Genomic DNA, 11,001 nt, shown 5'->3' with positions numbered 1-11,001 from the left:
CCAACTTAACAAACCACCTACGCGCGCTTTACGCCCAGTAATTCCGATTAACGCTTGCACCCTCTGTATTACCGCGGCTGCTGGCACAGAGTTAGCCGGTGCTTATTCTGTCGGTAACGTCAAAACACTAACGTATTAGGTTAATGCCCTTCCTCCCAACTTAAAGTGCTTTACAATCCGAAGACCTTCTTCACACACGCGGCATGGCTGGATCAGGCTTTCGCCCATTGTCCAATATTCCCCACTGCTGCCTCCCGTAGGAGTCTGGACCGTGTCTCAGTTCCAGTGTGACTGATCATCCTCTCAGACCAGTTACGGATCGTCGCCTTGGTGAGCCATTACCTCACCAACTAGCTAATCCGACCTAGGCTCATCTGATAGCGCAAGGCCCGAAGGTCCCCTGCTTTCTCCCGTAGGACGTATGCGGTATTAGCGTTCCTTTCGAAACGTTGTCCCCCACTACCAGGCAGATTCCTAGGCATTACTCACCCGTCCGCCGCTGAATCCAGGAGCAAGCTCCTCTCATCCGCTCGACTTGCATGTGTTAGGCCTGCCGCCAGCGTTCAATCTGAGCCATGATCAAACTCTTCAGTTCAAACATCTTTGGGTTTTTAAGAAACCCTAAACTTGGCTCAGCAATCGTTGGTTACATCTTTGATTTCTCGCGGAGTAACTTGTGATGCTGATAATCTTGTTGACTATCAGTCTGACTCCACAAGCACCCACACGAATTGCTTGATTCAGTTGTTAAAGAGCGGTTGGTTAAGATCTTTCGTCTCAACCGAGGCGCGCATTCTACAGCAGCCTCATTTGCTGTCAAGTGATTATTTTCAGAAGTTTTCGAAGAATTCTTCAACAACTTCAACCACTTGCGCTTCCGATCTCTCGTTAGCGGGAGGCGAATTCTACAGCGTTACTCGCTGCTGTCAACACCTCTTTTTCTCCGCTTTCGACCGAGAAGATCGAACCGTTAAAAGAGCCAAACATCACCGCTCTTTCAACTCCTTCCAGGCTTCGATGAACTGAAGCAACCCGCTGCCGAAAACCGTATAACTCATTGAATCTCAAGGAGTTTTCCGTTTCGACTGCGCCGGAAGTGGGGCGAATTATAGACTTCCAGAATCTGCCGTCAACCACTAATTTCGCTTTTCTTTCAATCACTTGCAGATCGGTTAAAAAACACCCAAATTCTTCTCTATATAGGAAGCAAACGGTATTCCTTCTATATAGAAGGAATCGTCAGAGCACTCCTCCCTCCTTCAACGCGGCAACCGCACCCGCGCCCAAGCCCAGTACCCGCTGCAAAACCTCCAGCGTGTGCTCGCCCAATAAAGGAGGCGCCCGGTGATACTCGACCGGCGTCTCAGACATCCGGATAGGGCTGGCCACCTGAGGCACCATCCCCGCCAACGCATGCGGCAACTCAATCGCCAACCCACGCGCCTTCACTTGCGGATCCTCGAACACCTGGGACAGATCATTGATCGGTCCACACGGCACACCAGCCTGCTCCAACTGGGCCACCCATTCAGCCGTGGTCTTGAACACCGTCGCCTGCCGGATGAGGGGAATCAACACCGCCCGGTTCGCCACCCTCAGCTTATTAGTAGTGAAACGCGGATCATCAGCCCACTGTGGCTGCCCCGCCACTTCAGCGAACTTGCGGAATTGCCCGTCATTACCCACGGTCAGAATGAAATCACCATCAGCCGTCGGGAAATCCTGATAAGGCACGATGTTGGGATGTGCGTTACCAAGACGCTTGGGCGCATTGCCCGTAGTCAGGTAGTTCATCGCCTGGTTAGCCAGGCAGGCGACCTGCACATCCAGCAATGCCATATCAATGTGCTGGCCACCGCCATCGTGATCGCGATGAGCCAGTGCCGCGAGGATCGCCACCGCTGAATAAAGACCGGTCAGAATATCCGTCAGCGCCACACCGACCTTCACCGGCCCGGCGCCCTCATCACCCTCAGGCCGACCGGTCAGACTCATCAGCCCGCCCAGCCCCTGGATCATGAAGTCATAGCCCGCGCGCTTGGCGTAAGGCCCGGTCTGACCAAACCCCGTGATCGAGCAATAAATCAGATCCGGATTGATCGCCTTCAGCGATTCATAATCCAATCCATAAGCCGCCAGTCCACCCACCTTGAAGTTCTCGATCAGGATGTCGGACTTGGCCGCCAGCTCCCGCACAAGCTTCTGCCCTTCCGGGCGGGTGAAGTCGATGGTCACCGATTGCTTGTTGCGGTTGGCCGACAGGTAGTAAGCAGCTTCAGACGTGTTCTCGCCATAAGCATCTTTAAGGAACGGCGGCCCCCAGGCGCGCGTGTCGTCACCATTGCCCGGGCGCTCGACCTTGATCACTTCGGCGCCAAGGTCGGCGAGGATCTGCCCGGCCCACGGCCCGGCCAATACTCGCGATAAATCCAGTACCCGCAGATGCGACAGCGCGCCCATGGTCGCTCTCCTATTAATAGAACGCCTGCAGACCGGTTTGCGCACGCCCCAGGATCAACGCGTGAACGTCGTGGGTCCCTTCATAGGTATTCACCACTTCCAGGTTAACCAGATGACGGGCCACGCCGAACTCATCGGAGATACCGTTGCCGCCCAACATGTCGCGCGCCATACGGGCGATATCGAGCGACTTGCCGCACGAGTTGCGCTTCATGATCGAAGTGATTTCCACGGCAGCCGTGCCTTCATCCTTCATGCGACCCAGACGCAGGCAGCCTTGCAGCGCCAGAGTGATCTCGGTCTGCATGTCGGCCAGCTTCTTCTGGATCAACTGAGTGGCAGCCAATGGGCGACCGAACTGGTGGCGATCCAGGGTGTATTGGCGGGCGGTGTGCCAGCAGAACTCAGCAGCACCCAGTGCGCCCCAGGAAATGCCGTAACGCGCGGAGTTGAGGCAGGTGAATGGACCTTTCAGACCGCGCACGTCCGGGAAGATGTTTTCTTCCGGTACGAATACGTTGTCCATCACGATCTCACCGGTGATCGAAGCACGCAGGCCGACCTTGCCGTGAATCGCCGGCGCACTCAGCCCCTTCCAGCCCTTCTCCAGTACGAAGCCTCGAATGTCGCCGGCATCGTCCTTGGCCCACACCACGAACACATCGGCGATCGGGCTGTTGGTGATCCACATTTTCGCGCCGGTCAGGCTGTAGCCACCGTCGACCTTGCGTGCGCGAGTAATCATCGCTCCCGGGTCAGAACCGTGGTTAGGCTCGGTCAGTCCGAAGCAACCGATCCATTCGCCGGACGCCAGTTTAGGAAGGTATTTCTGTTTCTGGGCTTCGGTGCCGAATTCGTTGATCGGCACCATCACCAGCGAGGACTGCACGCTCATCATCGAACGATAGCCGGAATCGACACGCTCCACTTCACGGGCAATCAAGCCGTAGCTGACATAGTTGAGGCCGCTGCCACCGTATTGCTCAGGGATGGTTGCACCCAACAGGCCGACTTCGCCCATCTCACGGAAGATCGCCGGGTCAGTCTTCTCATGGCGGAAGGCTTCCAGGACACGCGGTGCGAGGCTCTGTTGAGCGAACTGCTCGGCGGTGTCGCGGATCATGCGCTCTTCCTCGGTGAGCTGTTGATCCAGCAGCAGGGGATCGATCCAGTTGAAGCTAGCTTTACCGCCCATGAGTGTGTCCTCGCAAATCGGGTGAATTAACGTGGCATTGATCCTAGGCGCGGTTAGCCGTCGCAGCAAACGAGGATTTCGCATTCTGTTGTGCTAATTTCTCACTCCGAAACGTCGCTGAATGCCTTTTACGCGGCGCATTAGTGAGATTGACGTATATGCGCAGGAAGATCCCTAGCACCACCGCCCTGATCAGCTTCGAAGCCGCCGCTCGCCACGAGAGCTTCACCAAGGCCGCCGAAGAACTTTCACTCACGCAGGGCGCCATTTGCCGACAGATCGCCAGCCTTGAGGACTTCCTCAGCGTGGAACTGTTCCGACGCTCACGACGCGGTGTGAAGCTGACCGAAGCAGGACTTTCCTACAGCCGCCGGGTGGCCACGCAACTCGATGCGGTAGAGCGCGATACGTTGTCAGTGATGGGCCAGCAGGGCACCAATGTGATCGAATTGGCGGTGGTGCCGACCTTCGGCACCCAATGGCTGCTGCCAAGGCTCAAGGATTTCCAGCTCAAGCACCCGGAAGTCACCGTCAACCTCACCAACCGCACTCGCCCGTTCCTGTTTGCCGATACCGACTTCGACGCGGCGATCTACTTTGGCGATGCTGACTGGTCCGGTACCGAATCCCACAGGCTGATGGGCGAAAATCCGATGCCGGTGTGCAGCCCCGCCCTACTCGGCAACAAGACACATCTGACAGCCGATGAGATTGCCGAACTACCACTTCTACAGCAGACCACTCGCCCTTACGCTTGGCGCCAGTGGTTCTACTCGCAACACCTGAATATCCCTCGCGACATGACAGGCCCGCGCTACGAGCTATTCTCCATGCTGGCTCAGGCGGCCATGCACGACATGGGTATCGCGCTGATCCCACCGTTCCTGATCCAGCGCGAATTGGCCGAGAACCGCTTGGTGATTGCCAACCCGCAGGCACTCTCCAGCATCAAGGCGTATTACCTGATGATTCCGGAGCGAAAGGTCGAATCGGCGTCTCTGAAGGCATTTCGCGACTGGTTGGTAAATCAAGCGCAGAGCTACAGCCTAGAGGGATAGAGGCTCACAGCCATACCTAACCCCGTAGTCAGAAAACCAAAAGCCCTACAGATATAAGTATTTGTCGCATATTCAGCGACTGTATCCGAAAGTCGTACAGACGTCCCACAAGCGCCTGCCGACGTGGCTTTGAGCCTTCACGCGCGACTCATCACGGCTTATTCACGTCGCCGATGAGAAATTTTTTCAAATTCAGCCAGAATCCTTACAAGGCACGGCCTGCAAGGGATTCAACCGGTTATCTGCGACATTCGGTCACGGGATGACTTGTAGTTAATTTTCCGTCACCCGTCATAATCCCTTGAAGGGCATAAAGTTCGCCTGCAAAATGCCGCGCCCCGCCCTGATTTGGCGGGATCGTGCTGATCGGCCGCCCCAGTCGCACCATCCGCAGTGCCTGGGTTTACTCAATAAGATCACGCAGGAGATTTGACGTGCACATTGGTGTTCCTCTCGAAACCCAGACCGGTGAAACAAGGGTTGCTGCAACCCCGGAAACCATTAAAAAGCTGATCAGCCAAGGTCATAAGGTCACTGTGCAAACCGGCGCCGGCGTTAAAGCCAGTGTTGTCGACAGTGCCTATGAAGCGGCAGGCGCAACCATTGGCAGTGCCAACGATGCGTTTGGCGCCGAGCTGATTCTCAAAGTGGTCGCCCCAAGCGACGCCGAACTGACGCTGATCAAGCGCGGCACGGTGCTGGTTGGCATGCTCAACCCGTTCAACAACGAAACCATCGCCAAAATGGCCGAGTGCGGGATTACCGCGTTCGCCCTGGAAGCGGCGCCGCGTACCTCTCGGGCGCAGAGTCTCGATGTGTTGTCGTCCCAGGCGAACATTGCCGGTTATAAAGCTGTGTTGCTGGCCGCTCACTACTATCCACGCTTCATGCCGATGCTGATGACTGCTGCGGGCACCGTGAAAGCGGCGCGCGTGCTGATTCTCGGTGCCGGTGTGGCCGGGTTGCAGGCGATTGCCACGGCGAAACGTCTGGGTGCGGTGATCGAAGCGTCTGACGTGCGTCCGGCGGTGAAGGAGCAGATCGAATCCCTCGGCGCCAAGTTTGTCGACGTGCCTTACGAGACCGATGAAGAGCGCGAATGCGCGGTCGGTGTCGGCGGCTATGCGCGGCCGATGCCAGCGAGCTGGATGCAGCGTCAGGCCCAGGCCGTACATGAACGCGCCAAGCAGGCCGACATTGTCATCACCACTGCACTGATTCCGGGCCGCAAGGCGCCGACGCTGTTGAGCGCGGAGACAGTGGCGCAGATGAAACCGGGTTCGGTGGTGATCGACCTCGCCGCCGCGCAGGGCGGCAACTGCCCGCTGACCGTGGCCGACCAGATCGTGATCGAGAACGGCGTAACCATCGCCGGCCCGACCAATCTGGCCGGTGAAGTCGCGGCAGACGCCTCGGCGCTGTATGCACGCAACCTGCTGGACTTCCTGAAGCTGGTCTTCACTAAAGAAGGTCAGTTCGACGTCAACCTCGAAGACGACATCGTCGCCGCGTGCCTGATGTGCCGCGACGGCCAAGTCATCCGCAAAAACGCCTAAGCAGGGATTCAGACGATGGAAGAGCTTATCTCCCCCGGTATCTACAACCTGATCATCTTCGTGCTGGCGATTTATGTCGGTTACCACGTGGTCTGGAACGTTACACCTGCGCTGCACACGCCTTTGATGGCCGTCACCAACGCCATTTCCGCGATCGTGATTGTCGGCGCCATGCTGGCCGCCGCTCTGACCGTTACGCCGCTGGGCAAAACCATGGGCACCCTGGCCGTGGCACTGGCTGCGGTCAATGTGTTCGGTGGCTTCCTGGTCACTCGCCGCATGCTTGAGATGTTCAAGAAGAAAGCCCCGAAAGTAAAAGAAGAGGCGCCGAAGTAATGAGCATGAATCTCGTCACGACGCTCTACCTGATCGCGTCGATCTGCTTTATCCAGGCCCTCAAAGGCCTGTCGCACCCGACCACTTCGCGGCGCGGCAACCTGTTCGGCATGCTCGGCATGGCGCTGGCCATCCTCACCACCGTCGGCCTCATTTATAAGCTCGGCGCTGAGCTGGCGACTGCAGGTATCGGTTATGTGATCGTCGGCCTGCTGATCGGCGGCACTGCCGGCTCGATCATGGCCAAGCGCGTTGAAATGACCAAGATGCCGGAACTGGTCGCCTTCATGCACAGCATGATCGGCCTTGCGGCTGTGTTCATCGCCATTGCGGCGGTGGTCGAGCCACAATCGCTGGGCATCGTCAAACAGCTGGGCGACGCTATTCCAGCGGGCAACCGTCTGGAGCTGTTCTTGGGCGCGGCGATTGGTGCAATCACCTTCTCCGGTTCGGTGATCGCTTTCGGCAAGCTGTCGGGCAAGTACAAGTTCCGTCTGTTCCAAGGCGCACCGGTACAGTTCGCCGGTCAGCACAAGCTGAACGCTGTACTGGGCCTGGCCACGCTGGCACTCGGCTTGACCTTTATGTTCACCGGCAACCTCACCGCGTTCGCGCTGATGCTGGCGCTGGCATTCGTGATGGGCGTGCTGATCATCATCCCTATCGGCGGCGCCGACATGCCGGTGGTGGTATCGATGCTCAACAGCTATTCCGGCTGGGCGGCGGCAGGTATCGGCTTCTCGCTGAACAACTCGATGCTGATCATCGCCGGTTCGCTGGTGGGCTCGAGCGGTGCGATCCTCTCGTACATCATGTGCAAGGCGATGAACCGCTCCTTCTTTAATGTACTGCTCGGCGGTTTCGGCAATACGGTGGACGCTGGCCCGGCCGGTGCGAAAGAAGCGCGTCCGGTGAAGTCCGGTTCGGCTGATGACGCAACCTTCCTGCTAACCAACGCCGACACCGTGATTATCGTGCCGGGCTACGGTCTGGCGGTGGCGCGCGCGCAGCATGCACTGAAAGAGCTGACCGAGAAGCTGACTCACCGTGGCGTGACCGTGAAGTACGCGATCCACCCAGTGGCCGGGCGCATGCCTGGGCACATGAACGTCCTGCTCGCCGAGGCCGAAGTGCCTTACGACCAAGTGTTCGAGATGGAAGACATCAACTCCGAGTTCGGTCAGGCAGACGTGGTGCTGGTGCTCGGCGCGAACGACGTGGTCAACCCGGCCGCGAAGAACGATCCGAAGTCGCCGATTGCCGGCATGCCGATTCTCGAAGCATTCAAGGCCAAGACCATCATCGTCAACAAGCGCTCGATGGCCAGCGGCTATGCCGGTCTGGACAACGAACTGTTCTATCTTGACAAGACCATGATGGTTTTCGGCGACGCGAAAAAAGTCATCGAAGACATGGTCAAAGCGGTCGAGTAACTCTGCACTGCAACATCGAACGCCCCGACTTGTCGGGGCGTTTTTGTTTGCGCAAAGCGTCGGACAATATGCCGCGTTGTTGCAGATCCGGTAACGATGTTTTACTTGAAAGCCGCTAAATAGACGCCTCTTTTGCGACCTTGGTAGCGGGACAGGCGCCCGTCAAATTCACTAGACTGCGCATCCTGCTACTCGCTACCCGAGAAAATAATCCATGTACCGTGACCGTATTCGCCTGCCTTCGTTGTTGGATAAAGTGATGAGCGCCGCCGACGCCGCCGCACTGATCGAAGATGGCATGACCGTCGGCATGAGCGGCTTCACCCGCGCCGGCGAAGCCAAAGCCGTCCCTCATGCACTGGCTGAGCGAGCCAAGGTCACGCCGCTGAAAATCAGCCTGATGACTGGCGCGAGTCTGGGCAACGACCTCGACAAGCAACTGACCGAGGCAGGCGTCCTGTCGCGCCGTATGCCGTTCCAGGTCGATAGCACCTTGCGCAAGGCGATCAACGCCGGCCAAGTCATGTTCATTGACCAGCACCTTTCGGAAACCGTCGAGCAACTGCGCAACCAGCAACTGAAGCTGCCGGACATCGCCGTGATTGAAGCCGTGGCCATCACCGAACAGGGCCACATCGTGCCGACCACCTCCGTGGGCAACTCGGCGAGCTTCGCGATTTTCGCCAAGCAGGTGATCGTCGAGATCAACCTGGCGCACAACGCCAACCTCGAAGGCCTGCATGACATCTATATCCCGACCTATCGTCCGACGCGCACGCCGATCCCGCTGGTAAAAGTCGACGACCGTATCGGCAGCACCGCGATCCCGATTCCGCCGGAGAAGATCGTCGCCATTGTCATCACCCAGCAAGCGGATTCGCCTTCGACCGTGTCGTCGCCGGATGTCGACACCAACGCCATCGCCGACCACTTGATCACCTTCTTCAAGCAGGAAGTCGATGCCGGGCGCATGACCAACAAACTCGGCCCGTTGCAGGCCGGGATCGGCAACATCGCCAACGCGGTGATGTGCGGCCTGATCGACTCGCCGTTCGAAGACCTGACCATGTACTCCGAAGTGCTGCAGGATTCGACGTTCGATCTGATTGATGCCGGCAAGCTGAGCTTCGCCTCGGGCAGTTCGATCACCTTGTCGGAACGTCGCAACAGCGACGTGTTCGGCAATCTGGAGAAGTACAAGGACAAACTGGTTCTACGCCCACAGGAGATTTCCAACCATCCGGAAGTGGTGCGGCGCCTGGGCATCATCGGGATCAACACGGCGCTGGAGTTCGACATCTACGGCAACGTCAACTCCACCCACGTCTGCGGCACACGGATGATGAACGGCATCGGCGGCTCCGGCGACTTCGCGCGCAACGCGCATCTGGCGGTGTTCGTGACCAAGTCGATTGCCAAGGGCGGCGCGATTTCCAGCGTGGTGCCGATGGTCAGCCACGTTGACCACACCGAGCATGACGTCGACATTTTGGTGACCGAAGTGGGTCTGGCAGATCTGCGCGGCCTGGCACCTCGGGAGCGTGCGCGGGTGATCATCGACAATTGTGTGCACCCTGATTATCGCCAGGCGTTGAATGATTACTTCACTGCAGCCTGTGCAATCGGCGGTCACACCCCGCACATCCTGCGCGAAGCGTTGAGCTGGCATATCAACCTGGAAGAAACCGGGCGCATGCTGAAGGTGTAATTCGCACAGATATTCCACTGGCGCAAACACAGCTTGCGTCAGTGGGATTCTAAAAACCCCAGACCTGCCAAAAACTGTACTGCTGTACCGGTCTATTCCTACAGCTATTCCCTACAAATTCTTCGAAATCAGGTTAAAACGCACCACTTAAGTGCGGACAGGTACAGTTTGCTCGATTTTGACCCATACACCCCCTATAAACAGTTAACTGGTCACTCACAATACAGTTGAACTGTATCTAGAGAGACTGGCCAAACGAGAGGATCATGGGCACCAGTCAAACCACTACCTGATCCCGCCACAAGCGGAAGGATGTCAACCATGGAACGTACACTCAGTTCCGAACTGTTCTTCGAAGACAAAGCTGTAAACACCCAGGCTTCCCTGCCTCTGCGCGTTATCGCCAACCTGATGTTGTGGCAGCGCCGCATCTCCAGCCGCCACCAACTGGCTCGTCTGGATTCGCGTCTGCTGGCTGACGCCGGTATCAGCGAAGCACAACGCTACGAAGAGCTGAGCAAGCCGTTCTGGCGCTAAGTAGCGTCGCTGGCTCTGGTCGTTAGACCCACCGCCAGCAACCCGAATTGAACAAACAGAACCCGTCGCGGGAAACCGCGACGGGTTTTGTCATTTCAGCGCCGTGAAAATCCAAACAAGTACAGTTAGATAAAAACTAAAATACACCAGCACAATTTAAAGGCGCCACTCAAGGCTGTCCGTGAACACGTCATTCGTCACAACGCTTTCCTCGCTCGCACCACCAAGCCTAATATCAACGTAGAACGTGGCGAATGCTGTGCAACTGGCGTCTGACTCCCAGATACCGAGCCACCTCTCTATACGGTTTATCCACAGGAGTTACACCATGTCCCGTCTTCGTCTGCTCAGCGCTGCCGCCCTGCTGGCCGTTGCTGCCAACGCCAGCGCCACCAGCTTCATCGTGACTACCGATGCTGTCGTCGGTGCCCTGAAGTCCTCGTCCGATGCCACTTCCGACGTCACTTCGTCCTTCCGTGACGACAAAATCGTGCTTGCTGCCCGTGACGACGCTGCCAGCTTCGTGGCCAGCGAAGGCGACATCCGTGGCGTGAAGCTGGAAAGCGCGCTGGATCACATCCGTCATCAGGCGCCACAACTGCAAGCAACCGACGCACAGTTGGCTCAAGCCATTCTGACGATCTAAGCGATTGCGGTATCGCGGGACACGCCGGTCGTGTCCCGATGTTTCGGCGCTGGCTCTAGAACAGGCATTGCG

At 57.6% G+C, this 11,001-nt stretch carries 9 protein-coding genes and 1 rRNA gene (1 of these 10 only partly in view); 7 read left to right on the top strand and 3 right to left on the bottom strand.

Translation table 11 applies throughout. The annotated features are described in order from the left end of the window. The 3 genes from ACA043_RS00615 to ACA043_RS00605 all read right to left on the bottom strand — a co-directional run. Positions 1 to 595 (bottom strand): 16S ribosomal RNA (locus ACA043_RS00615) (it extends 942 nt beyond the left edge of the window). A gap of 644 nt (positions 596 to 1,239) precedes the next feature. Next, on the bottom strand, positions 1,240 to 2,460 hold the full coding sequence (locus tag ACA043_RS00610; protein WP_497658421.1) for a CaiB/BaiF CoA transferase family protein: 1,221 nt from the start codon (positions 2,458 to 2,460) through the stop codon (positions 1,240 to 1,242). A 13-nt stretch (positions 2,461 to 2,473) separates the two neighbouring features. Then, entirely contained in the window at positions 2,474 to 3,655 is a 1,182-nt protein-coding gene (locus ACA043_RS00605; protein ID WP_095190295.1) for an acyl-CoA dehydrogenase, read from the bottom strand. A gap of 158 nt (positions 3,656 to 3,813) precedes the next feature. On the opposite strand from ACA043_RS00605, the gene ACA043_RS00600 reads away from it, so the two are divergent. From ACA043_RS00600 to ACA043_RS00570, 7 genes are all read left to right on the top strand, one after another. After that, the gene (locus ACA043_RS00600) at positions 3,814 to 4,713 is read left to right on the top strand and encodes a LysR family transcriptional regulator (protein WP_401270745.1); all 900 of its coding nucleotides are present in this window, start codon (positions 3,814 to 3,816) and stop codon (positions 4,711 to 4,713) included. Between the two features lie 434 nt (positions 4,714 to 5,147). Then, on the top strand, positions 5,148 to 6,269 hold the full coding sequence (locus ACA043_RS00595; RefSeq protein WP_489881398.1) for a Re/Si-specific NAD(P)(+) transhydrogenase subunit alpha: 1,122 nt from the start codon (positions 5,148 to 5,150) through the stop codon (positions 6,267 to 6,269). 15 nt (positions 6,270 to 6,284) lie between these two features. After that, on the top strand, positions 6,285 to 6,605 hold the full coding sequence (locus ACA043_RS00590; protein ID WP_003187417.1) for an NAD(P) transhydrogenase subunit alpha part 2: 321 nt from the start codon (positions 6,285 to 6,287) through the stop codon (positions 6,603 to 6,605). Next, complete coding sequence (locus tag ACA043_RS00585; RefSeq protein WP_187680757.1) at positions 6,605 to 8,038, top strand: NAD(P)(+) transhydrogenase (Re/Si-specific) subunit beta; 1,434 nt, start codon at positions 6,605 to 6,607, stop codon at positions 8,036 to 8,038. Before ACA043_RS00590 ends, ACA043_RS00585 begins: the two co-directional genes overlap by 1 nt. Positions 8,039 to 8,252: 214 nt before the next feature. Beyond that, a complete protein-coding gene (gene scpC, locus ACA043_RS00580; protein ID WP_187680756.1) occupies positions 8,253 to 9,746 on the top strand; it encodes a succinyl-CoA:acetate CoA-transferase ScpC in 1,494 nt (497 codons plus the stop codon). Between the two features lie 321 nt (positions 9,747 to 10,067). Continuing rightward, entirely contained in the window at positions 10,068 to 10,283 is a 216-nt protein-coding gene (locus ACA043_RS00575; RefSeq protein WP_007911656.1) for a DUF1127 domain-containing protein, read from the top strand. A 328-nt stretch (positions 10,284 to 10,611) separates the two neighbouring features. After that, on the top strand, positions 10,612 to 10,929 hold the full coding sequence (locus ACA043_RS00570; protein ID WP_497658420.1) for a DUF2388 domain-containing protein: 318 nt from the start codon (positions 10,612 to 10,614) through the stop codon (positions 10,927 to 10,929). The last annotated feature ends 72 nt before the right edge of the window (positions 10,930 to 11,001 follow it).

It is taken from the genome of Pseudomonas sp. LBUM1648 (genome assembly GCF_059716145.1).
The sequence above is the reverse complement of the archived record's forward strand: the minus strand, read 5'-3'. Positions and strand labels throughout refer to the sequence as shown.

What these genes read in the sequence shown, in the direction of transcription:
- ACA043_RS00570 (WP_497658420.1), top strand. Translation starts at nt 10,612, where the DNA reads ATGTCCCGTCTTCGTCTGCTCAGCGCTGCCGCCCTGCTGGCCGTTGCT.
- ACA043_RS00610 (WP_497658421.1), bottom strand. Translation starts at nt 2,460, where the DNA reads ATGGGCGCGCTGTCGCATCTGCGGGTACTGGATTTATCGCGAGTATTG.
- ACA043_RS00585 (WP_187680757.1), top strand. Translation starts at nt 6,605, where the DNA reads ATGAGCATGAATCTCGTCACGACGCTCTACCTGATCGCGTCGATCTGC.
- scpC (WP_187680756.1), top strand. Translation starts at nt 8,253, where the DNA reads ATGTACCGTGACCGTATTCGCCTGCCTTCGTTGTTGGATAAAGTGATG.
- ACA043_RS00575 (WP_007911656.1), top strand. Translation starts at nt 10,068, where the DNA reads ATGGAACGTACACTCAGTTCCGAACTGTTCTTCGAAGACAAAGCTGTA.
- ACA043_RS00600 (WP_401270745.1), top strand. Translation starts at nt 3,814, where the DNA reads ATGCGCAGGAAGATCCCTAGCACCACCGCCCTGATCAGCTTCGAAGCC.
- ACA043_RS00605 (WP_095190295.1), bottom strand. Translation starts at nt 3,655, where the DNA reads ATGGGCGGTAAAGCTAGCTTCAACTGGATCGATCCCCTGCTGCTGGAT.
- ACA043_RS00590 (WP_003187417.1), top strand. Translation starts at nt 6,285, where the DNA reads ATGGAAGAGCTTATCTCCCCCGGTATCTACAACCTGATCATCTTCGTG.